Origin of the sequence: Nocardioides sp. NPDC006303, from assembly GCF_040613175.1 — a bacterium.
Taxonomy (GTDB): domain Bacteria; phylum Actinomycetota; class Actinomycetes; order Propionibacteriales; family Nocardioidaceae; genus Nocardioides.
In genome coordinates this window covers 81,406-103,709 of sequence record NZ_JBEXRR010000021.1, presented here as the reverse complement: position 1 = coordinate 103,709, position 22,304 = coordinate 81,406, and the positions used below count along the sequence as shown (strand labels likewise).

Genomic DNA, 22,304 nt, shown 5'->3' with positions numbered 1-22,304 from the left:
GCCCTCGCCCAACGCGCGGTAGAGCGCTCGTGCCGTCGGCGGGTCGAAGGACTCCAGGGCGAGTTTCGTCGCCCACAACTGAGGATTCGGCGGGCTATTCGACGCGGGCCACCATGGGCAGGCGCCCGCGGGTGGTGACCGCGACGATGAGCGCGATCAGCAGGGGAAGCCCGACGACCACGATGCCGACGAGGTCCCACGGGATCTCGAGGTAGTGCGCGGCGACGCTGTCGCGCTCGGGCCAGCCCTCGGTGGTGATCGGAAAGCTGATCGCGATCCCAGGAACGAACCCGATGAGAGCTCCCGGGACCGCCCCGAGGAGCGTCACGACCAGGGCGTACGAGGCAGCGACCCCGCGTCGCGTACGCGTCCTGGCTCCGACCGCCGACAGGGTGGCCAGGTCGGGACGGGCGTCGTTGAGCGCCAGATGGGTCGCGGTCAGCGCGCCACCGATCATCAGCACGGCCCCCAAGGTGACCAGGAGCAGCCAGACGATCACAGCGGTGTCCGTCTCCTGATAGCCCCGCTCGATCAGGATCGTCGTGGGGAACTGCCCGGCGGCCAGGGCCTCGTCGAGGTCCGTCTCGGCGGCGGCGCTGATCCGGGCGTCCTCGATGTAGAGGCCCAGGACCTGCGGTTCGACACCGAGCTCCTTCACCATCGCCGGCGACACGACCGCGTACGCAGGCGCGGCACGGTCACCGACGTCGAGGTAGGTGGCCGGCACGTCGACGGTGACGGCGTCGCGATCCGTCTGCTCCTCCTCGGACCACTCCTTGATCACGAGGTGCGCGGACTTCGAGGACCGGAGCTCGCCGTCGGTGGTGAACACCACCGCACCCGAGGACCTCAGGGTCTCTGCCGCCGTGGTGGCATCCCGCTCGGAGAGCGATCGCGCCACCGCCGGCGGAAGCGTCCCGTCTGCGCCAGCGACGACGAGGTCGCCGAACTCACCGATGGTGGTGTCGAGCGGGATCGCCTCACCGTCACCGGTCTCGACGGCGACGTACCGTCCGTCGGCCTCCGATGTCGCGCCGGTCGTGAGTGCTGCCGTCGCTCCCGGGATGGCCTTCTCGACCTGCGCGGCGATGTTCTGCCACCGCGCTCGCGTCTCGTCCGGGTCGACGTCGCTCTCGGTGGCGCTGTGTCGCGGCTGCACCACGGCGTCGCCGATAGTGAAGGAGGGCAGGTAGCTCTCCTGGTTCTGCTCCTGGTCGCTGCTGAACGCGATCCCGAGCGTGACGACCCCGACCACCGTCACCGCGATCGCACCGGCAGCCGGCACCGTCCGGGTGCGGTGCCGATCGGCGTCGCGGGTCGCGAACCGGATCACCAGCGGCATCCGGGCGCTGAACCGCGCGGCCGCGGACACGAGGGCGGGGAGGATGAACAGCACCCCGGCGACACAGAGCAGTACGCCGAGAGCGATCGGGATCCCGCTGAGCGCGTTCCGGGTGCCGAACGCCGCCGATCCGACTCCCGCCACCACCAGCACGAGGCCGATGATCGGCGAGCGCCGCGAAGGCAGGGCCTCGGACCGCCGCCCGGACAGTACGCCGACGACGTTCTGTCGCGAGGCGATCCAGGCCGGCACGATCGCCGCGCAGATCGCGGCCGCGAAGCCGAAGACGGCGACCGCGAGGACCTGCAGCCACGGCACCTCGAACGGGCCGAACCAGGCCGAGACCTGATCCTGGGCGAGCGGCTGGAGCAGCCGCGCCAGCCCGACCCCGAGGGCCGCACCGACGACGGCCGCCACCGCACCGATGACGATCGCCATCCCGAGCAGGACGCGCCGGGACTGTCGAGCCGTCCCTCCCGAGGCCGCGATCAGAGCCAGGTCGCGCGCTTGGCGCCGGGCCGCGACCGCGAACGCCGGCCCAGCCAGCAGGACGACCTCGAGGATCACCATGACCACGATGAGGACCAGGACCACGAGCTCGGACGGATCCGGGGCGCCCATGGGCGGACGGATCTCCTTGTCCGCTGCGCGGGCCGCCGCCGGCGGGTCCATGACGACCGAGCGCGAGAGCACGAAGGCACCCGCAGCGTTCAGGTCCTCGATGTCGGACCAGGTCACCGGCCCGCCGCCGACCAGCCAGGTCGAACGGTCGCTGGTGTAGTCCACCGGAAGGTCCACTCCGGCGATGAAGGGGTCGTTGCGTACGTTCGCCGACTCGACGATCCCGACGACCTTGCGTGTCTCATCGATCTCGCCGTTCGGGATCAGCAGCTCCTCACCGACGCCCGGCCCCCGGAACGCGAGGTTGGAGTTGACCACGACCTCGTCCGGCCCCTGCGGGAGACGCCCCTCGGTCAGCCGGGTCAGCCCGGCGGCGAGCGGGTCGTTCAGATCGGTCTCCAGGCCGCTGGCCCAGGTGACCCCCTTGTCGGTGCGTACGTCGAAGGTCCGGTCCTCGGCCACCAGCAGCGGGCGGTCCCCGATGACGGCCTTCACCCCGGCCGCGTCGAGCGGGTCGGCGTCGGACTCGTCGAGCCATTCGGAGGCGTTGTCGGGGTCGATGCCCTGCCGCACGACAGCGGAGCCCTGCACGTCGATGCTCGCCGCGGCCTCGGTGCCGAGCCGGCGGTCGAGGCCTTCCACGGTGTCGACGTCATAGGTCTGGTACGTCACCGCGACCGCGGTCACGCCCGCCACCGGCAGCGCGATCATCAAGATGACCAGCAGGCTGCGCCACTTCGCCCGCCGGGCCTCCCGTTGCCCGATGCGGAGGGCGAGTCGCCAGCCGGCGAGCCTCCCGCTCATGCCTCGACCTCGTCCACGAGTGCCAGGTTCGGCGTCTCGCCGGCCTCGTCGACGACGAGCCCGTCGCGCACGTAGATCACCCGGTCGGCCCAGCTGGCGTACCGCGGCTCGTGGGTGACGAGCACCCCGGCCGCGCCCGCGTCGCAGCGCGCCCGGATCAGCTTGAGGATGTCCTCGCCGGTCTCGGTGTCGAGGGCCCCGGTCGGCTCGTCGGCCAGGATCAGACGACGATCGCCGACGATCGCACGGGCGATCGCGATCCGCTGCCGCTGCCCACCGGACATCTCGTCGGGAAACCGGTCGGCGAAGCCGTCGAGCCCGACCTCCTCGAGCGCCGTCCTCGCCGCAGCCCGCGCCGAGCGTCGACCAGCACCGTCGAGCTCGAGCGGCAGCGCGACGTTCTCGGCGGCGGTCAGCGCCGGGATCAGGTTGAAGTCCTGGAAGACATAGCCGATCGACGTACGCCGCAGCTTGGCGCGCCCGCTGACCCCGGCCTCACCGAGATCCTGGCCGTCGACCTCGACGGAGCCCGAGCTCGGCGAGTCGAGACCGCCGGCGATGGTCAGCAGCGACGACTTCCCGGAGCCGCTCGGCCCCATGATGGCCACCAGCTCACCGGCGTACGCAGCGAGGCTGACGCCGCGCAGGGCGTGCACCTCGGCGGCGCCGGTGCCGTGGACGCGGCTCACGTCGGTGAGCCGGAGGACGGGTTCACTCATCGGTGGACTCCTTGGTCGAGGTGTTGACGGGCTTGGCGTGGACGCGGCGGCTGAGCCGCTCGCGGGCGTCGGCGAGCCAGCGATCGCTGTCGTGGCTCAGGCGGCGCAGGTCGTGGGCGAGGGCGGCATTCATCGGGGCTCCGGAGCGGTGCTCGTGGAGGCCGCCCGGCGGAGCCGGGACTCGCAGTGGTCGAGCCAGCGGATCTCGGCCTCGGCCGCGAAGATCAGTCGATCGAGGACCAGCCCGCCGGCGAGGTCGTCACCGGCTCCGGATCGCGACTGGCGGCGGTACCCCTGCAGCGCCTGCATCGTCGCGTTGCGCTGCTGCTGGACGACCTTGCCGACATCCACGCTCGGCACCGCGACCGCCACCGCGAGCTTGATCGCGAGCTCGTCGCGCTGTGGCTGCGTACGCTCCACCGGGGTGTCGAACCACCCCTTCACCTCGACCTTGCCGGCCTCGGTGAGCTGGTAGAGGGACCGTCCCTCCGCGTCGGTCCCTCCAGCCTCGACGAGGCCGTCACGCTCGAGTCGCGACAGGGTCGTATAGACCTGCCCGACGTTCAGCGGCCAGCTAGCCCCGGTGCGCTGCTCGAACTCGGCGCGCAGCTCGTAGCCGTAGCGCGGCTTCTCCAGCAGCGCCAGCAGTGCGTGTTTCACGGACACTCGATCACCTCCCTTGATTACTTACTGAGTATGTATATACCGAGTATGCACACCTCGGCAAGACGCCGAATTGAGGGAGACGACACCCACGACTGCCTGGGAGACTTCTGCCCGCTGGTTCGGGCCGGCGGTCTTGTCGGCCCGTGAACCTCCTCCGGGCCGCTCCCACTCCCGAAGGAGTCGAAGTGTCACCTCGTAGACGCGTCGTCGCCCTGACTGCGACTGCACTTGCCCTCGGCGGGCTCAGCGTGATTCCGATGACCCCGCCCGCCGCTGCCGAACCCGACCCGATCGCGACCTACAAGGACCGCGCCGGCGTTCCGCTGACCATCCATCGCACCACCGAAGGCACGGCCGACTTCATCGGTTCGATGTCCGAGGGCGCCGAGCCGCTGGGCGCCACCGTCAAGCCCGCCAAGGCGGCCAGGACCCAGCTCGACCGCGCCGGCAAGGCGTTGGGCACCGACGAGACCGACCTGCGCGAGACGACGACCAGCAAGGCCGTCGGCGGTGGGTCGGTGACCAGGTTCGAGCAGTACGTCGCAGACCTCCCGGTCCTCGGCGGCGAGGTGGTCATCGGGCTGGACGAGGACCGCGGCCTCACCTCCGCGGCCACCAACCTCTCCGACGCCACCGTCACCGAGGTCACGCAGCCGGACGAGTCCATGCGCGCGAAGGCCAAGGCAGCGGCCAAGGCCGTGGTCGCCAAGTCCAACCGCGGGGCCACCGGCCTCACCGTGAGCGACGAGGGCACCTGGCTCTACGACCACGACCTCGTCCGTGGACCGGAGATCGGCGAGACCAGCGTCTTCCGGTTCTCGGTGACCAACGGCTCCACCATCCGTGAGACCGTGCTCGTTCACGCCGGCACAGGCGGCGTACTCATGCACGTCAACGAGATCGCCCACGCCAACCGTCGCATCTGCGACAACGCCAACGTCCGCGCCATGGCGACCGGCTGCGCGGACACGAGCACCACGGTCAAGCGGCGCGAGGGCGATGCGCCCTCTGGGATCGCCGACGTCGACAGGGCGTACGACATGCTCGGCGCGACCTCCGACTTCTACGCCTCCCTCGGGCTGGACCTGACCGACGAGATCGGCTGGTCCGGCGGCGCCACCGGCAAGGCGGTCACCGCCACGACCCGCTACTGCGAGCCGACAGAGCCGGGCTACACGCCACCGTGCCCGATGGACAACGCGTTCTGGAATGGTGAGCAGATCTACCTCGGCCAGGGCCTGGTGGTCGATGACATCGTCGGTCACGAGCTGACCCACGGTGTGATCGAGAACAGCTCAAACCTGTTCTACTGGTACGAGTCGGGCGCCATCAACGAGTCGATGGCCGACATCATGGGCGAGATCGTCGACCACCGCTACGCGACTCCCGGCGACTCCCCGAACGACTGGCGTGTCGGCGAGGACTCCTCCTTCGGCGCGATCCGCGATCTCGCCAACCCGACGACGCATGACCAGCCCGACCGGATGACCAGCTCGCTGTGGGATGCCGACGACCTCACCTACTACGCCGACGGCGGCGGGGTGCACACCAACAGCGGCGTCGGCAACAAGACGGCGTACCTGATCTCCCAGGGCGGCACCTTCAACGGTCGCACCGTCACCGGCATCGACGGCGACGACGCGACCCTGCAGAAGACCGCGACGCTGTATCTCTACGCGATCCAGCACCTCGTCTCCGGAAGTCAGTACGTAGACCTGCGCCGTACGCTGGCCAACGGCTGTTCCGCGCTGGTGGCCGCCGGCACCGCCGGCTTCACCCTGGACGACTGCGCGCAGGTCAACCTCGCCACCGACGCGACCGAGCTGGCCAAGTCGCCCACCAAGGCGGGCGCGACCCGGCCCGCGGAGGCACCGAACACCTGCCCGGCCGGGAGCACCGGCAAGGCCGGGATGGCGAACCCGTCGCTCAGCCGCGGTGTCCTGTGGACCCAGGCGCCCGACGTGGCGCTGGGCATCCCCGCCAACGACCGCGACGGCAACGGCTCCGACTTCGGCAAGAACCCCGATCCGGCGAAGGACGGCGACCCGACGTCCAGCGGCCTGACGACGGCCGGCATCAAGGTGCCGGCCGGGAAGCGGACCTATCTGCGGTTCAGCCACTGGTATCTCTTCGACTGGTACACCGGCAACATCCCGGGTTATCCGGCGCCGGAGTACTACGACGGCGGGGAGGCTCGCCTGCTGGTCAACGGGGTCGCGACCGCCATCCCGTCCTCGGCCTGGGTGAACGGGCCGAAGCAGAAGCTGTTCCTCAACAACCCCGACAAGCCGTTGACCGGCTTCGGCGGCGACTCCAACGGGTGGATCAGCTCTCGCGTCGACCTGTCCTCCTTCGCCGGCAAGACCGTCCAGTTCCAGTGGGTCGTACGTGGCGGCAGCGAGTACTCGTTCCTCGGCTGGTACGTCGACGAGCTCGAGCTCTACACCTGCAACCCGCAGACGATCGCCAGCACCGCACCGCCGACGATCAGCGGCACCGCACGGGTCGGCTACACCCTGACCGCGACGAAGGGCTCCTGGAGCCCGACCGCCACGACGGTGAAGTACCAGTGGCTGCGCAACGGCGTCGCCATCTCGGGCGCCACTGCCTCGACGTACAAGCTCACCGGCTCCGACCACACCAAGGAGATCCGGGTCCGGGTGACGGCGTACGCCTCGTCCTGGCCCGCCGCCAACCCGGGAGTCAGGTCGAGCGGCGCGACCGCGAGGATCGCGGCCGGCTATCTCACCGCGGTCACCCCGACCATCGGCGGCACCCGCAGGGTCGGCTACCTGCTCACCGCCTACCGCGGCACCTGGAAGCCGTCGGGGATCACGTACTCCTACCAGTGGCTGCGCAACGGTGTACCCATCTCGGGCGCCACGGGGAAGACGTACCGCCTGCGGTCCGTCGACCGCGGTGACCGCATCCGCGTCCGGGTGACCGGTCGCAAGGCCGGTTACTACACCAAGACGGCGACCTCAGCGGCCACCAGCACCATTCGCTGAGCCGACCCGACCCTGCCCGGCGATGGCGGCGCTCAGCCGTCATCGCCGGGCCGGCCGGGATGCAACAGCAGATCGACCTCGTCGATGACCACATCGGTCACCACACCGGCGGCGAGACCATCGATCCGGATGCCCTCGATGGCGGCCACGAGCCCGTCACGCTCATCGGTCAGCCGCGCCGCGGGCCGCGCGCGGACCGCGTCGGCGACCCGGCGCTCCAGCGCCGTGTGCAGGACGGCGCGCGGGTCGATGTACGCCGCACCGACCCGAGGTGGGTCGACCTCGACCAAGAAGGTGGCGAGGACGCGTACGTCCCGGCCGTCGGCCGTCCGGGTCCGGACGACGATCGCGATCTCGATCTGTCCGGTCGGCCACTCGAGCACCTCGTGGAAGCCCGGGATCGCCAGCGTCATCGCGTCGGAGGCGATCCGGACGACCCGCCGGTGCCTGGTCACCACCAGACACTCACCACGGCGCGCCCGCCGCAGCAACGAGGCCACCACGAGGCCGACCGCGATCGCCGCGATCACCAGAACCGTCGCCATCTCCCCCATGGCTCCGAGTCTTCTCGGCCCCCGCCCCATTCCGAATGGGCTCTGCCACCCATTCGTCCTCTCCTGGGTACGTCAGCCGGATGTGCCCTGGGCCCAAGGACTGATCCGCACCTCGGCCCCATCGAGGATGTCGAGATTGCTCGGCGCGCCCGGCCAGCTGACCGGGATGGTGACCGGTTTGCCGCACGGTAGCGCGGTCACCCGGAGATCGGTGGTGACGTCGGGATCGTTCGCGGTGGACATCGCCTGCCAGTCGATCACGGCCGTCACCGACTTCCCGGCGGGGACGACGACGCGTGCGGGCACCATCGACGGCTCGTACGGCTTGACGGTCACACCGGTCTGCGCAGCGCCTTCGGCGTTCAGGAACTCGACCGCGGGCACGCCTTCGATCGCACACGCCTGCCCGCCGGCGTTCCGCGCCCGGATCCACGCCTGCCGCGAACCCGCGGCGGCATCGTGTCCGCCGAAGGTGACCTCGAGATCCTGCATCCGGCACGACGGGGCCGTCGGGTCGGCGGGCCAGGGCTCGGCATCGCCGAACGGCGGCATCGTCGCCGGCGGTGGGTTCTTGCCGCCGACCCATCCCTCGACCTCGCCACCGCGCGTGCCTTGGATCGTGTACGCCAGCGGCTTCCCCGAACGCCCGGGATAGCCGTCGTAGGTGGTGAGCCACCGGCTGACCTCGTCGATCACGCCGTCGCCCTCGGCGGCCTCGACCAGGACGATCAGCGGTTCGAAGGGAGCCGACAGCTGAGCGGAGGTCACCGACGCGTGCTCGGAGGCGTCCACCACCAGCCTGACTGCGGCCGGATCGGGGAGCTCGTTCGACCGGTACCAGGCCTCGCCGCCCCGCAGGTCCACCGGGCGCTGCGAGCTGCGTGCGACCGTGGCGACCTCGACCAGCGCGTCCTTCGGCGCCTGCACGTCGGCCTTGGCAGGGCTGCCAGCCCGCTCGCCGGAGACGCTCAACGACACCGATGTGGCACCAGCCTCGCGCAGCGCGACGGCATCGGCGAGCGCGTCGGCCACGGCGTCGACCGGGTCCAGCCCACTCGCACCCACCGAGCTCTCGGTCGAGCCCAACGCGAACGCTGTGCTGATCCGATCAGCGGGTGCATCAGGCACTAGCCGAGCGATCTCCGGCTCCAGCAACCTGAGCACCTCACGGCCGGCCTCGGCCGCCTCGGCGCCGGACAGGTCGTCCTCCAGGGTCACCTCGACACGGACCGAGTGCTCCCAGCTGTCCGCCTCACCGAAGTCCTCGCCAGGAATGCGCCGGGACTCGTCGACAGCCAGCACCGTGCGTACACCGGGAACGGACTTCGGGCGGTCGGAGAGCTCGAGGAACGTCGATGTCGTCTCCAGCGACGCGGTCCCGGCTGCCGACTCACTGCGCCAGTGCCAGAGCATCGCAACCGCGCCGACGACCAGTCCCAGCAGGACGAGCCCGACGACCACGATCCCCACCCGAAACTCGCGCCTTCGTGTGCTCCCCGGCATCGTCACGTACGTCCTCCTCGACCTCTGCGAAGGCAAAGACTCGCACGGGCGAAGCCTGACCACCCCCGCAAATAGCGAACCGGCACGGTTCCTTCACAGGATCCGTGCCGGTTCACCACATTGCCGTGGATGAGCGTGGGTCAGGCCGGGCTGGTCACACCGGGAAGCCTTCACCCTTCGCCGCGAGGTCGCGGAGGTACTGCGTCGGGCGGAACCGCTCGCCGTACGTCTCCGCCAGCTCGTCGGCACGAGCCAGGAACGCCTCGATGCCGATCGAGCCGTCAGCGGCCTCGTAGCCGGTGATGAACTGGGCCGCACCACCGGTCTGCGGCGGGAAGCCGATGCCGAAGATGGAGCCGATGTTGGCGTGCGCGGCGGAGGTGATGACCCCCTCCTCGAAGCACTTCGCCGTCTCCAGGGCCTCGATGAAGAGCATCCGCTCCTCGGCGTCCTTGATCGGGATCTGCTTCTCGGCGACCGGGAACACGCTGCCGAGGTCGGCCCAGATCGAGCCGCGCTTGCCGTCGGTGTAGTCGTAGAAACCGGCACCCTTGAGCTTGCCGGAGCGACCCGCCTCGATGAGCGGGTTGAGCACCTTCTCCGTGGTGGTCAGCTCCTCGACGCCGGCAGCCTCGCGGGTCGTACGAGCGATCTTGACCATGAGCTCGTGGTTGAGCTCGTCGGCGATCTGCAGCGGCCCGACCGGGAACCCGGCCTGAGTCGCGGCACGCTCGAGCGAGTAGGGCGCGAAGCCCTCGGCGAGCAACTCCAGACCCTCCTGGATCTGGGTGCCGATGACGCGCGAGGTGTAGAAGCCGCGGCTGTCGTTGACGACGATCGGGGTCTTCTTGATCTGCTGGACGACGTCGTACGCCTTGGCCAGCGCGACGTCGTTCGTCTCGGCGCCCCTGATGATCTCGACCAGCGGCATCTTGTCGACGGGCGAGAAGAAGTGCAGGCCGATGAAGTCGGCCGGGCGGTCGATGCCCTTGGCGAGCTCGGTGATCGGCAGCGTCGAGGTGTTGGAGCAGAGCACCGCGTCCTCGTTGACGAACGGGGCGATCTCGCTGAAGACCTTCTGCTTCAGCGCGACGTCCTCGAAGACCGCCTCGACGACGACGTCCACGCCGGCGAAGTCCTCCGGTGCGACGGTCGCGGTGATCCGGTTGAGGATCTCGTCGGCCTTCTCCTGGGTCAACTTGCCGCGCGAGACCGCCTTCTCGTTGAGCTTGGCGGTGTACGCCTTCCCCTTCTCGGCCGACTCGATGGCGACGTCCTTGAGGACGACCTCGGCACCGGCCCGGGCGAAGGAGTACGCGATGCCCGCACCCATCATCCCGGCACCGAGCACGCCGACCTTGGTCGCCTTGAACTTCTCGACACCGTCAGGACGCAGCGTGCCGGCACCGATGGCGCCGAGGTCGAAGAAGAACGCCTGGATCATGTTCTTCGACTGCTGGCCGGTGACCAGCGTGGTGAAGTAGCGCGACTCGATCCGGGTCGCGGTGTCGAAGTCGACCATCGCACCCTCGACCGCGGCCGACAGGATCGCCTTCGGCGCGCGCATGTCGGACTGCTTGAGCTGCTTGCGCAGGATCGGCGGGAACGCGGGCAGGAAGCCCGCGAGCGCCGGCGAGGTCGGCTTGCCACCGGGCATCTTGTAGCCCGGCTTGTCCCACGGCTGGGCGATCTCGTCGGGGTTGGCCTTGATCCACGCCTTCGCGGCGGGAACGAGCTCATCGGGGGAGGAGACGAGCTCGTCGACCAGTCCCTTCTCCTTCGCGGCGGCCGGCTTGAACTTGGTGCCCTGACCGAGCACGTCCATCAGCCCGGTCATGATGCCCAGGAGGCGTACGACGCGGGTGACGCCACCGCCGCCCGGGAGCAGACCGAGGGAGACCTCGGGCAGGCCGATGTCGTAGCGGGCGTCCAGCGCGATGCGGTGCTGGGCGGCCAGCGCGATCTCCAGACCGCCACCGAGGGCGGCGCCGTTGATCGCCGCGACGACCGGCTTGGGGAAGGTCTCCAGCTTGCGGAGGGTCGCCTTGATCGACTCGACCTCCTCGAAGACCTGGGCACCGTTCTCGGGTCGCACCTGGATCATGTTCTTGAGGTCGCCGCCGGCGAAGAAGGTCTTCTTCGCGGAGGCGATCACGACGCCGGTGACACCGTCGGCCTCGGCGTACAGCTTCTCGACGGCCTCCGCCATCGAGGTCTTGTACAGCTCGTTCATGGTGTTGGCCGACTGGTTCGGGTCGTCCAGGGTCAGGGTGACGATGCCGTCGGCATCGCGGTCGTACTTAACGGCAGACTCAGTCATCTCTTCGCAAACCTCTCTCAGACCAGCTCGACGATCGTGGCGATACCCATGCCGCCACCGACGCACAGCGTGGCGAGACCGCGCTGCTTGCCCTGACGCTCGAGCTCGTCGACCAGGGTGCCGAGGATGATGGCACCGGTCGCGCCCAGCGGGTGACCCATGGCGATCGCGCCGCCGTTGACGTTGGTGACCGACTCGTCGATGCCCATGTCCTTCATGAACCGCATCGCGACGGCGGCGAACGCCTCGTTGATCTCGAACAGGTCGATGTCGTCGACGGTGAGACCGGCCTTGGCCAGCGCCTTGCGCGAGGCCGGGGCGGGGCCGGTGAGCATGATCGTCGGGTCGGCGCCGGAGACGGCGGCCGAGATGATCCGGGCACGCGGGGTGAGCCCGTTGGCCTTGCCCGCCTCCTCGGAGCCGATCAGCATCAGCGCGGAGCCGTCGACGATGCCAGAGGAGTTTCCGGCGTGGTGGACGTGGTCGATCTTCTCGACCCAGTGGTACTTGGCCAGCGCGACGTCGTCGAAGCCGGCCTCCTGGCCCTGCTGGAGGAAGGACGGCTTGAGGCCGGCCAGGGTCTCGGCGGTGGTGCCGGGGCGGATCAGCTCGTCGTGGTCGAGCACGGTCAGACCGGCCTGGTCGACGACCGGGATCACGGCGTCCTTGAAGTAGCCGTTCTCCCAGGCGGCGGCCGCCCGGGCGTGGGACTGAGCGGCGTAGCGGTCGACGTCAGCGCGGCTGAAGCCCTCGAGGGTGGCGATCAGGTCGGCGCCGATGCCCTGCGGGACGAAGCCGGTCTTGAGCGCGGTGTCGGGGTCCTGCGCCCAGGCGCCGCCGTCGCTGCCCATGGGCGCCTTGCTCATCGACTCGACACCACCGGCGAGGATGAGGTCCTCGAACCCGCCGCGTACGCGGGAGGCGGCCTGGTTCACGGCCTCCAGGCCGGAGGCGCAGAAGCGGTTGAGCTGCACCCCGGCGGTCGTCTCGGGGAGACCGGCCTTGATGGCGGCGGTCTTGGCGATGTCACCGCCCTGCTCGCCGACAGGGGTGACGACACCGAGGACGACGTCGTCGATCCGCTCGGGGTCGAGGTTGGGGTTCCGCTTGCGCGCCTCGTCGATCAGGCCGACCACCAGGTCGATCGGCTTGACCTCGTGGAGCGCTCCGGTCTTCTTACCCTTCCCGCGCGGCGTGCGCAGGTGGTCATAGATGAATGCTTCAGCCATGCGCCGATTGTGACACTAAAACTGTCACAGTCAACAGGGTGTGGCCCAAACCTTCACGAGAGATTGCGGGAGATCGTCCGATTCACCGCGTCCTGGAAGCTCACCACGATGGCCTCGGTGGTCAGCTGGCGCAGCCGCGGGAGCACCTCCTCGAGGTGCTTGGCCTCCTCGGGGCTGTGGTGGGTGCGCCGGAACGGGTCGACCACCTGGTCGCGCAGGATCGTGTTGAGCTCGGCCGCGAGGTCCGCCATGAGGCGTGAGGTCGCTGCGTACGCCGCCGCCAGCGCGTCACGGGGCAGGCCCAGCGCGATCAGCTCACGCCCGATCCGGGCCTGGATGTCCTCGGTCGGCTCGGTGGCCCAGGAGGTGATCATGGCGCGCTGCATCGCGAGATCCTCCCGCGTGATGTCGGCGGGGAGCCGTCCGAGGTAGCGCTCGATGGCCTGCAGCGTGAACCCGTGCTCCTGGAGCGCGGTGACCAGATCCAGGCGAGCGCGATGCTCTGGACCGTAGTAGGCCACCCGGCCGCGGCGGATCGGCGACGGGATCAACCCGAGGCTCGCGTAGTAGCGCGTCGTACGCACCGACAACCCCGTGGCGGTCGACAGCTCATCGATCGTCATCAGTTCCTCGGTCGTCTCCGTCATAGTCAGGGACCGTAGACCAAACGGTTGCGACTTCGCCAGTGTTACTGTCACAGTTGCTCCGTTGCCACCCGAGAATGCGGTCTGCGTCACAGACGTGAGGCACGATGAGTGCGACTGTCTACGAAGGAGTGTCATGCCCGAGAAGCCCACCATCTACGAAGCTGAGCACGAGGACTTCCGTGCCACCGCGAAGGCCTTCTTCGAGAAGGAGGTCGTGCCCTTCCACGACCAGTGGGAGAAGGACGGCATCGTCCCCCGCGAGCTGTGGAAGAAGGCCGGCGACACCGGACTGCTCTGCTTCGACGTCGAGGAGGAGTACGGCGGCCCCGGCATCAAGGACTTCCGGTTCAACTCGGTCCTTCACGAGGAGATGGCGAAGATCGGCGCCAGCGGGCCCGGCTTCTTCGTCCACACCGACATCATCGTCCCCTACATCTCCCACCTCGGCACCCCGGAGCAGAAGGCCCGGTGGCTGCCGGGCTGCGTCTCCGGCGACATCATCACCGCCGTCGCGATGACCGAGCCGGGCGCCGGCTCGGACCTCCAGGGCGTACGCACCACCGCGGTCGACAAGGGTGACCACTACCTCCTCAACGGCTCGAAGACGTTCATCTCCAACGGCATCAACGCCGACCTCGTCATCGTGGTCGCCAAGACCAACCCCGACGCCGGTGCCCACGGCATCTCGCTGCTCGTGGTCGAGCGCGGCATGGAGGGCTTCGAGCGCGGCCGCAACCTCGACAAGGTCGGTATGAAGGCGCAGGACACCGCCGAGCTCTCCTTCACCGACGTGGTCGTGCCGAAGGAGAACCTGCTCGGCGAGGAGGGCTCCGGCTTCGTCTCGCTGATGACCCTGCTGCCGCAGGAGCGCATCTCGGTCGCCTCGATCGCGGTCGCCGCGGTCGAGCAGGTCCTCGAGCTCTCGCTCGACTACGCCCGCACCCGCGAGGCCTTCGGCCGCCCCATCGGCCGCTTCCAGAACACCGCGTTCACGCTCGCCGAGATGGCCACCGAGGCCTACCTCGCCCGCCTCTTCCTCAACGACGCCGTCACCCAGCTCAACGCCGGCACCGCCGACACCGTCCTGGCCAGCATGGCGAAGTGGTGGACCACCGAGCTGCAGAAGAAGTTCGTCGACCAGGGCGTCCAGATCCACGGCGGCTACGGCTACATGATGGAGTACCCGATCGCCAAGGCATTCGTCGACAGCCGCATCCAGACCATCTACGGCGGCACCACCGAGGTCCAGAAGCTGATCATCAGCCGCCACCTCGGGCTGTAACCCCCGCCGGTCGAGCCCGCGAGCGCCAGCGAGCGGTGTCGAGACCAACACGGTCCCATCGAGCGCCGATAAGACTGTGTTGGTCTCGACACGCCTCCGCCTAGCGGCTCCGGCGGCTCGACCAGCGTTTTAGGAGAGTTCTCGGCTGCGTACGTAGGCGGCGCGGGTGGCCTCGAGGAAGGCCGCCCGCAGGCCGTTCTGCTCCAGCGCGCCGAGCGCAGCGGCGGTCGTGCCGCCCGGGGAGGTGACCTGCTCGCGGAGGATCGCGGGGTGGGTCCCGCTCTTGAGGAGCTCCGCGGACCCGGACAGCGTCTGGATGACGAGCGTGGTCGCGTCGTCCCTGGTCAGACCCAGGTGAACACCCGCCTCGATCCAGGCCTCGGCGACCATGAAGACGTACGCCGGGCCGGAGCCGCTGATCGCGGTGACGGCGTCGATCTGCGACTCGGGGACCGTGACGACCTTGCCGACGGCACCCATCAGGTCAGCCGCGGCCTCGATGGCTTCTGCCGTCGCCTTCGCGCCACCGGCGACCGCGGACATACCCTCGCCGACCAGGGCAGGCGTGTTGGGCATGACCCGCACGACCGAGACGCCGTCCGGCACGGCGGGCTCCATCGCGGAGGTCGGGACGCCGGCGGCCAGCGACACCACCGTGGCCCCCTGCCTCAGTGACGACGCGATCGACTCCAGCACCGGCACCACGCCGTAGGGCTTCACGCCCAGCACCACCACGTCGGCCTCGGCCACGGCCTCGGTGGCCGGCAGCGTACGGATCCCGTGCTTCTCGCGGAGCGCGGCGGCCTGTTCCTCGCGCGCCTCCACGACGATGACGCTCTCGGGAGCGTGACCGGCCTCGAGAAGTCCGGCGAGGACAGCCCCACCCATGTTGCCTGCACCGATGATCGCGATCGTCATGCTCGTCAGTCTGTCAGAGCGGACGACCTGCGGAGATACGGCCCCAAACGGCCCAAGCAACTGCTAGGTTGCGATACCCATAGCAGTAAATATGCCGCTGGTCATCGGGAGGCCGCATGCGCATCAGAGGTACGTCCCTGCTTGCTGTGATCGCCCTTGCGGTGACCGTGGCGATGGTGGGTCCGCCAGCGTCGGGCGATGACGTGGAGCGGCGGCTGCCGTCGCCTGAGTCCGAGGTCAACGTGACCGGCGAGCCGTTCACCGGGACCGCTCCGGACGGCACGGTGCAGGGGCTGATCGACGCCCACAGCCACATGTTCATGCAGGACGGGATCGGTGGCGCGGCCGTCTGCGGGAAGGCGTGGTCGGCCGCGGGGATCGCGGACGCGCTCAAGGACTGCCCGTCCCACGGGATCGCCGGGGAGACCGCGCTGCTGGAGAACCTGACCCGCTCGGGCAGCCCGCTGGGGTTCCACGACACCACCGGCTGGCCGTCGTTCGCCGACTGGCCGGCCTACGACTCGCTGACCCACCAGCAGATGTACTACCGCTGGGTCGAGCGCGCCTGGCGCGGCGGACAGCGGATCCTGGTGGTGCAGCTGACCAGCAACAAGGCGCTGTGCGCGATCAACCCCGGCACCCACCAGTCCTGCGACGAGATGACCGCGGTGCGGAGGCAGGCCCGGGATGCGTACGACACCCAGGCCTTCATCGACGCGCAGTACGGCGGCGAGGGTCGCGGGTGGTACCGGATCGTCACCGACGCCGAGCAGGCGCGCGAGGTGATCGAGGACGGCAAGCTCGCCGTCGTGCTCGGCATGGAGACCTCTGAGCCGTTCGGCTGCTCCCAGAAGCTGCGGCTGCCCTCGTGCACCCGCGCCAACATCGACGCGGGGCTCGACGAGCTGAAGTCGCTCGGGGTCTCGTCGATGTTCCTGTGCCACAAGTTCGACAACGCACTGTGCGGGGTCCGCTACGACAAGGGCACCACCGGGCTGCTGATCAACGCCGGGCAGTTCCTCACCACCGGGACGTTCTGGACGCCGAAGGCCTGCGACCCCGGCCAGCCGCACGACAACAACCCACGCCTGGTCGACCGTCCCGCCGAGCTCGCTTGGCTGCCGCAGCCGCCGATCTATCCGGAGGGCACCGTCTGCAACCCCCACGGCCTCTCCGCCCTCGGCGAATACGCCCTGCGCGGGCTGATCAAGCGCGGCATGATGGTCGAGGTCGACCACATGAGCGCCAAGGCCGCCGGTCGCACCCTCGACATCCTCGAGGAGACCGACTACCCCGGCGCCCTCGCCAGCCACTCCTGGATGGACGAGCGCTACCTCGACCGGCTCTACGCGCTCGGCGGCTTCTCGACGATCTACGGTCACAGCACCGACCAGTTCCTGGCCGAGTACGCCCGCACCGCACCCGTCCGCGACCGCTACGGCGCCGGCATCGGGTTCGGCTTCGACATGAACGGCTTCGGCGGTACGCCTGGCCCGGCGAAGACGCGCGTCACCTACCCGTTCCAGACCTTCGACGGCGGCTCCGTCGTCGATCGGCAGGTCACCGGCCAGCGGGTCTGGGACTACAACACCGACGGCGTCGCCCACTACGGAATGATCCCCGACTACCTCGAGGACCTCCGCCTCACCGGCGGACAGGACGTCATCGACGACATCGTCCGCGGCTCGGAGTCCTACCTGCGTACGTGGGCGGGGGCTCAGGCCGCCGCCGACTGAGTCGGCTCGTTCTGACTCCGCGAGGGTGGCGGTTCAGTCGTCGTTTCTCGTACGTCTCAGCCAGCCGCCGCCGAACAGGGCCCAGACGACGAGCACGGGCTGGAAGAACAGCCGGACCAGCCGCTTGCTGTCTGTGTCGAGACCGAACGCGTCGACGCCTTCTACATATTGCGCGATGTTGCCGGGGAAGATCGCCACGAAGAACGCGGCAAGCAGCGCTCCGACGAGTCGGCGCTTGCTCGGCAGCAGGACGAACGCCAGCCCGAGCCCGATCTCGACGACGCCCGAGCCGACCACCGTCAGGTCCTCATCGACCGGGAACCAGTCGGGCACCTGCGCTCGGAACTCTTGTCGCTGGGTGGTCAGGTGCGCCACTCCGGCGCCCACCATGATCACGCCCAGCAGGATGCGCGCTGTAGTCCGCGCGGTCGAGGTCATCGCACCACTGTAGGAGAACGCGCAGGAGCTCGACGGGGTCGACCACTGCTGGTCGACCCCGTCGAGGCTTCACTTCAGAAGAGGTTCTCCACCAGCGGGGTCGGGGAGCCGAAGCGGTGGGCGGTGATCGAGACGGCCTGCTCGTGCAGGAAGGTGAGCAGCTCGACCCGGCCGGCCTCGACGACGGGCTGGGCGTAGAGCGCAACATCGACGCGCCCCTGGCTCGCCTCGGCGAAGGTTTCGCGAGACCCACCCAGGAGACGTACGCGGCTGGGCGCGTGCGGACCGGAGAGGAACGCCGCCCACGCAGCCTCGTCCTCGACGACGTACGTCGCACCGGTCGCGCGCACCAGCGAGGCGGTCTCCTCATCGAGCGCCGTGGCGACGGATACCGTCACCGGAGCGCCCGCAGCGACACCGGCGGCGAGGACCCGCAGGAGGTGAACGAGTGGCCCACCTTCGTACCGAATCGTCACCGGCACCGGCGAGTAGCGCAGCACGTTGACCTCGGCGGTCAGTCGCGAGACGTCCCGGGCGGCACCGAACTCGCGCTCCCAGGCGAGAGCGTCCGATCCGGCCCCGCGCTTGAGCAGCTCGATCTCGTCCAGCTGCAGCCGGGCGGCCCAGTCGACGAGCGACCGTACGGCAGGAGCCGGCGTCGCGAGCTCGGTGGCGGGAGCCGACACCCAGTCGCTGAGGCCGACCAGGTAGTTGGGCCCGCCGGCCTTCGTCCCGGCGCCCACTGCCGACTTCTTCCAGCCGCCGAACGGCTGACGGCGCACGATCGCGCCGGTGATGCCGCGGTTGACGTAGGCGTTGCCCGCCTCGACGGAGTCGAGCCAGTGCGAGATCTCGGCGCGGTCGAGGCTGTGGATGCCGGCGGTGAGGCCGTAGTCCACCTCGTTCTGGATCTCGAGAGCCTCGTCGAGCGAGGAGGCCGAGATCAGGCCGAGGACGGGACCGAAGTACTCGGTCAGGTGGAACTCGGAGCCACGCTTGACTCCGGTCTTCACACCTGGCGACCAGAGCCGGCCGGTGTCATCGAGCTGGCGCGGCTTCACGAGCCACGTCTCGCCCGGGGCGAGCGTCGTCAGTGCCTTGAGCAGCTTGCCGGAGGCGGGCTCGATGACCGGGCCGACCTGAACCGTCGGGTCCGTCGGATAGCCCACGCGAAGCGAGGTCACCGCGTCGATCAGCTGGTCGCGGAAGCGGCGCGAGGTCGCGACCGAGCCGACCAGGATGCCCAGCGACGCGGCCGAGCACTTCTGCCCGGCGTGGCCGAAGGCGGAGTAGACGAGGTCCTTGACGGCCAGGTCGAGGTCGGCGTCCGGCGTGACCACCAGCGAGTTCTTGCCGGAGGTCTCGGCCAGCAGCGGCAGGTCCGGGCGGAACGAGCGGAACAGCTCGGCCGTGTCGAACGCGCCGGTCAGCACCAGCCGGTCGACCAGCGGCGAGGCGATCAGCGCGCGACCGACCTCGTTCTCCGGCACGTGGACCAGTCGGAGCACCTCCTTCGGCACCCCCGCGGCCCACAGCGTCTCGACCAGCACCGAGCCGCAGCGCTGCGCCTGCGGAGCCGGCTTGATCACCACGGCCGACCCGGCCGCGAGCGCCGCCGCGACACCACCGGTCGGGATGGCCAGCGGGAAGTTCCACGGCGGGGTGACGAGCGTCAGCCGCACCGGCACCGCGCGGGCGCCGTCGACCGTGTCGAGCTCCTCCGCCAGGCCCGCGTAGTAGTTGAGGAAGTCGATCGCCTCGGAGACCTCGGGATCACCCTGGTCGAGCGTCTTGCCACATTCGGAGGCACCGACCTCGAGCCACTCGGCCCGGCGCCGCTCGACCTCGACCGCGGCGGCCCGCAGCACGGCGGCCCGCTCGGCGCCGGTCTTGCGACCCCAGTCGGCCTGGGCGCCGACGGCACCCTCGAGCACCGACTCCACTGCCTCCACCGAGGTCAGCGTGTGGTCGGCGACGAGCTGGTCGCCCAGCGTCGAGGAGCCCACCCGGGCGATGATCGCCTTGCCCCACTCCCGGTTGCCGGGCAGGTGCGGGTCGGTGTCGGGGGTGTTCTCGAACATGGTCTGGACGTCGTCCGCGATCGGCGAGCGGCGGTCCTGGATCCGGTTGGGCGCCGGCACGGACTCGTCGACAGCCGCGAGGGAGCGTACGAACCGCTCCTTCTCGCGCTTGTAGAGTGCCTCGGAGGAGTTGAGGTCGAAGACGGCCGACATGAAGTTCTCGGTGCTCGCACCCTCCTCGAGGCGACGCACGAGGTAGGCGATCGCGACGTCGAAGTCCTTCGGGTGCACGACCGGCACGTAGAGCAGCAGGCCGCCCACGGTCTGGCGGACCGCCTCGGCCTGGCCCTCGGCCATACCCAGCAGCATCTCGAACTCGACCGAGTCGCGAACCCCGCGCTGACCAGCCAGGATCCAGGCGTACGCCACATCGAACAGGTTGTGACCGGCGACGCCGACGCGCACGTTGGCCATCCGCTCGGGCGTCAGCGCCCAGGACAGCACCCGCTTGTAGTTGGTGTCGGAGTCCTGCTTGGTCGACCAGGTCGCGACCGGCCAGCCGTGCAGCGACGCCTCGACGTGCTCCATCGGCAGGTTGGCGCCCTTGACCAGTCGCACCTTGATCGCCGCGCCCCCTCGCGCACGCCGAGCAGCCGACCAATCCTGGAGCCGCATCATCGCCGACATGGCGTCGGGCAGGTAGGCCTGCAGGACGATGCCCGCCTCCAGGTCGGCCAGCTCGGGCCGGTCGAGGAGCCGCGTGAAGACGTCGATGGTCATGTCGAGGTCGCGGTACTCCTCCATGTCCAGGTTGATGAACTTCTTCGTCCCGGCGGCCGAGGACGTCGCCGCGTAGGTGTAGAGCGGGAGGAGCCGCTCGACCACGTGCGCCACCGCTTCGTCGTACGCCCAGACCGCGTGCGGCGCGACCGGCGAGGAGACCTTCACCGAGACGTAGTCGACGTCGTCGCGCGCGAGCAGCTTGCGGATCCCGGCCAGACGCCGGTCGGCCTCCTTCTGCCCGAGGACGGCCTCGCCGAGGAGGTTGATGTTGAGGTTCACGCCGCGCTCGCGAATCCGCTCGATCTGCTGGCCGAGCCGAGCGTCGGAGGCGTCGATCAGTAGGTGACCCACCATCTGCCGCAGCGCACGGCGCGCCACCGGAATGACGAACCACGGCGCGACCAGCGACATCAGCGCGCCGAGCTTCACGCCCAGCTTCAGGTGCCAGGGCAGGAACGACGGTACGTTGCCGGCCAGCTCACGGAGGCTCGCCGCGGCCACGCGTACGTCCTCTGGCCGGATCACCCGGTCGACGAAGCCGACGGTGAAGTCGAGTCCGGCGGGATCCTTGAGGACATCGGCGAGGCGCTGGGCGGCCGGGGCGGCGGGCTTGGTCGAAGCCTTCGCCAGCCAGCCGCGAACGAGGTGGTCGACCTCGGAGATGAGCGCGTCATTGGTGGTCATAGTGCGAGTATGCGACCAGAGTCACGTAAGATAAAGCGATGTTTCCTGGAGATCATTCGTAAGAGAAACTGAACTATCTGTCTCGGGCTCCGCTTCGACCGAAGGATCTTGATGCTCGACGTCCGCCGCCTCCGACTGCTCGCCGAGCTCGCCGCGCGCGGGACCCTGGCCGAGGTCGCCGAGGCCCTCCATCAGAGCCCGTCATCGGTCTCCCAGCAGCTCGGCCAGCTCGAGCGGGAGGTCGGCGTGCCGCTGCTGCGCAAGGCCGGCCGGCGGGTCCAGCTCACTGCGGCGGCCGAGGTCCTCGTCGAGCACACGACCGAGATCCTGGCGCGGCTCGAGGCGGCCGAGGCGGCGGTCACCTCGCTCGGCGACGAGACCGCCGGCACCGTCCGGGTCGCCGTCTTCCAGTCCGTGGCTCTCGCCTATATGCCGCAGGCTCTCGCCGACCTGACCCGGCGCCATCCGCGATTGCGGGTCATGCTCTCCCAACGCGCGCCGGAACAGGCGCTCAACGACCTCGCCCTGCGCGAGCTCGACCTGGTGGTCGCCGAGCACTATCCCGACCACGGCGCACCACACTTCGACGGTCTCGACCGGCAGCCGCTGACCACCGACCGGCTCCGGCTCGCGGTCCCGCCCGAAGGCTCCGGAGAGATCTGGGACGGCATCACCTCGCTGGCCGAAGCCGGCCGCGTCCCGTGGGCGATGGAGCCGCCGGGCACGGCGTCGCGCCACTGGATCGAGGAGCAGTGCCGCCGGGCAGGCTTCGAGCCCGAGGTCCGCTACGAGACCGACGACGTCGAGGCCCACGTCGCGCTCGTCGAGTCCGGCAACGCCGTCGCCCTCCTCTCCGACCTGATGCGCGTACGCCATCGGACGGCCGTGCGGCTCATCGATCTGCCGGGTTCGCCACGGCGTACGGTCTTCACCGCGACCCGGACCGCGATCGCCGACTCCCCGGGGATCATCGCGTGCCGTGCCGCGCTGGGTCGCGTCGTACCGGCGGACCTGACCCTGCCCGGCTGA

Annotated in this window: 16 protein-coding genes; 4 read left to right on the top strand and 12 right to left on the bottom strand. The window is 69.6% G+C overall.

Annotated features, from left to right (window positions below):
• Positions 1-94 precede the first annotated feature (94 nt).
• From ABZY89_RS17275 to ABZY89_RS17260, 4 genes are read right to left on the bottom strand one after another with little or no spacing between them, the layout of a single operon-like run.
• Positions 95-2,767, bottom strand: a complete 2,673-nt coding sequence (locus ABZY89_RS17275) for an ABC transporter permease (protein ID WP_355229124.1) — start codon at positions 2,765-2,767, stop codon at positions 95-97.
• A complete protein-coding gene (locus tag ABZY89_RS17270; protein ID WP_355229123.1) occupies positions 2,764-3,486 on the bottom strand; it encodes an ABC transporter ATP-binding protein in 723 nt (240 codons plus the stop codon). Before ABZY89_RS17270 ends, ABZY89_RS17275 begins: the two co-directional genes overlap by 4 nt.
• A complete protein-coding gene (locus tag ABZY89_RS17265) occupies positions 3,479-3,619 on the bottom strand; it encodes a hypothetical protein (RefSeq protein ID WP_355229122.1) in 141 nt (46 codons plus the stop codon). Before ABZY89_RS17265 ends, ABZY89_RS17270 begins: the two co-directional genes overlap by 8 nt.
• A complete protein-coding gene (locus ABZY89_RS17260) occupies positions 3,616-4,152 on the bottom strand; it encodes a PadR family transcriptional regulator (protein ID WP_141802250.1) in 537 nt (178 codons plus the stop codon). Before ABZY89_RS17260 ends, ABZY89_RS17265 begins: the two co-directional genes overlap by 4 nt.
• Before the next feature lie 257 nt (positions 4,153-4,409).
• Here ABZY89_RS17260 and ABZY89_RS17255 point away from each other — a divergent pair, with 257 nt between their 5' ends.
• Positions 4,410-7,160, top strand: coding sequence for a M4 family metallopeptidase (locus ABZY89_RS17255; RefSeq protein ID WP_355229121.1), 2,751 nt, complete (start codon positions 4,410-4,412; stop codon positions 7,158-7,160).
• Between the two features lie 32 nt (positions 7,161-7,192).
• On the opposite strand, the gene ABZY89_RS17250 is transcribed toward ABZY89_RS17255, so the two are convergent.
• The 5 genes from ABZY89_RS17250 to ABZY89_RS17230 all read right to left on the bottom strand — a co-directional run bounded on the left by ABZY89_RS17250 (position 7,193) and on the right by ABZY89_RS17230 (position 13,413).
• Positions 7,193-7,714, bottom strand: a complete 522-nt coding sequence (locus tag ABZY89_RS17250) for an SPFH domain-containing protein (protein WP_355229119.1) — start codon at positions 7,712-7,714, stop codon at positions 7,193-7,195.
• Positions 7,715-7,786: 72 nt separating this feature from the next.
• Positions 7,787-9,217: a DUF4232 domain-containing protein gene (locus ABZY89_RS17245; protein ID WP_355229125.1), complete on the bottom strand. Its 1,431-nt coding sequence runs from the start codon at positions 9,215-9,217 to the stop codon at positions 7,787-7,789.
• 154 nt (positions 9,218-9,371) lie between these two features.
• The gene (locus ABZY89_RS17240; protein WP_355229117.1) at positions 9,372-11,537 is read right to left on the bottom strand and encodes a 3-hydroxyacyl-CoA dehydrogenase NAD-binding domain-containing protein; all 2,166 of its coding nucleotides are present in this window, start codon (positions 11,535-11,537) and stop codon (positions 9,372-9,374) included.
• A 17-nt stretch (positions 11,538-11,554) separates the two neighbouring features.
• Positions 11,555-12,766 (bottom strand): acetyl-CoA C-acetyltransferase, encoded by a 1,212-nt coding sequence (locus ABZY89_RS17235; protein ID WP_355229115.1) that lies wholly within the window; start codon positions 12,764-12,766, stop codon positions 11,555-11,557.
• 53 nt (positions 12,767-12,819) lie between these two features.
• Positions 12,820-13,413 carry a helix-turn-helix domain-containing protein gene (locus ABZY89_RS17230; RefSeq protein WP_355229113.1) on the bottom strand — a complete coding sequence of 198 codons (594 nt, stop codon included), beginning with the start codon at positions 13,411-13,413 and terminating at the stop codon, positions 12,820-12,822.
• A gap of 133 nt (positions 13,414-13,546) precedes the next feature.
• Here ABZY89_RS17230 and ABZY89_RS17225 point away from each other — a divergent pair, with 133 nt between their 5' ends.
• A complete protein-coding gene (locus tag ABZY89_RS17225) occupies positions 13,547-14,695 on the top strand; it encodes an acyl-CoA dehydrogenase family protein (RefSeq protein WP_355229111.1) in 1,149 nt (382 codons plus the stop codon).
• A gap of 129 nt (positions 14,696-14,824) precedes the next feature.
• Here the strand turns inward: ABZY89_RS17225 and proC are convergent, their stop codons facing one another.
• Positions 14,825-15,613, bottom strand: a complete 789-nt coding sequence (gene proC / locus ABZY89_RS17220; protein ID WP_355229109.1) for a pyrroline-5-carboxylate reductase — start codon at positions 15,611-15,613, stop codon at positions 14,825-14,827.
• Positions 15,614-15,729: 116 nt separating this feature from the next.
• Here proC and ABZY89_RS17215 point away from each other — a divergent pair, with 116 nt between their 5' ends.
• Positions 15,730-17,349: a Coagulation factor 5/8 type domain-containing protein gene (locus ABZY89_RS17215; RefSeq protein ID WP_355229107.1), complete on the top strand. Its 1,620-nt coding sequence runs from the start codon at positions 15,730-15,732 to the stop codon at positions 17,347-17,349.
• A 33-nt stretch (positions 17,350-17,382) separates the two neighbouring features.
• On the opposite strand, the gene ABZY89_RS17210 is transcribed toward ABZY89_RS17215, so the two are convergent.
• Positions 17,383-17,787 carry a hypothetical protein gene (locus tag ABZY89_RS17210; RefSeq protein WP_355229105.1) on the bottom strand — a complete coding sequence of 135 codons (405 nt, stop codon included), beginning with the start codon at positions 17,785-17,787 and terminating at the stop codon, positions 17,383-17,385.
• 74 nt (positions 17,788-17,861) lie between these two features.
• Positions 17,862-21,275 carry a bifunctional proline dehydrogenase/L-glutamate gamma-semialdehyde dehydrogenase gene (locus ABZY89_RS17205; RefSeq protein WP_355229103.1) on the bottom strand — a complete coding sequence of 1,138 codons (3,414 nt, stop codon included), beginning with the start codon at positions 21,273-21,275 and terminating at the stop codon, positions 17,862-17,864.
• Positions 21,276-21,386: 111 nt separating this feature from the next.
• Between ABZY89_RS17205 and ABZY89_RS17200 the strand changes: the two genes are divergently transcribed.
• Positions 21,387-22,304: a LysR family transcriptional regulator gene (locus tag ABZY89_RS17200; protein WP_355229101.1), complete on the top strand. Its 918-nt coding sequence runs from the start codon at positions 21,387-21,389 to the stop codon at positions 22,302-22,304.

Coding starts and splice junctions, on each gene's coding strand:
- ABZY89_RS17275 (WP_355229124.1), bottom strand. CDS start 2,767: ATGAGCGGGAGGCTCGCCGGCTGGCGACTCGCCCTCCGCATCGGGCAA.
- ABZY89_RS17270 (WP_355229123.1), bottom strand. CDS start 3,486: ATGAGTGAACCCGTCCTCCGGCTCACCGACGTGAGCCGCGTCCACGGC.
- ABZY89_RS17265 (WP_355229122.1), bottom strand. CDS start 3,619: ATGAATGCCGCCCTCGCCCACGACCTGCGCCGCCTGAGCCACGACAGC.
- ABZY89_RS17255 (WP_355229121.1), top strand. CDS start 4,410: ATGACCCCGCCCGCCGCTGCCGAACCCGACCCGATCGCGACCTACAAG.
- ABZY89_RS17250 (WP_355229119.1), bottom strand. CDS start 7,714: ATGGGGGAGATGGCGACGGTTCTGGTGATCGCGGCGATCGCGGTCGGC.
- ABZY89_RS17245 (WP_355229125.1), bottom strand. CDS start 9,217: ATGCCGGGGAGCACACGAAGGCGCGAGTTTCGGGTGGGGATCGTGGTC.
- ABZY89_RS17240 (WP_355229117.1), bottom strand. CDS start 11,537: ATGACTGAGTCTGCCGTTAAGTACGACCGCGATGCCGACGGCATCGTC.
- ABZY89_RS17235 (WP_355229115.1), bottom strand. CDS start 12,766: ATGGCTGAAGCATTCATCTATGACCACCTGCGCACGCCGCGCGGGAAG.
- ABZY89_RS17230 (WP_355229113.1), bottom strand. CDS start 13,413: ATGACGGAGACGACCGAGGAACTGATGACGATCGATGAGCTGTCGACC.
- ABZY89_RS17225 (WP_355229111.1), top strand. CDS start 13,547: ATGCCCGAGAAGCCCACCATCTACGAAGCTGAGCACGAGGACTTCCGT.
- proC (WP_355229109.1), bottom strand. CDS start 15,613: ATGACGATCGCGATCATCGGTGCAGGCAACATGGGTGGGGCTGTCCTC.
- ABZY89_RS17215 (WP_355229107.1), top strand. CDS start 15,730: ATGCGCATCAGAGGTACGTCCCTGCTTGCTGTGATCGCCCTTGCGGTG.
- ABZY89_RS17210 (WP_355229105.1), bottom strand. CDS start 17,787: ATGACCTCGACCGCGCGGACTACAGCGCGCATCCTGCTGGGCGTGATC.
- ABZY89_RS17205 (WP_355229103.1), bottom strand. CDS start 21,275: ATGACCACCAATGACGCGCTCATCTCCGAGGTCGACCACCTCGTTCGC.
- ABZY89_RS17200 (WP_355229101.1), top strand. CDS start 21,387: ATGCTCGACGTCCGCCGCCTCCGACTGCTCGCCGAGCTCGCCGCGCGC.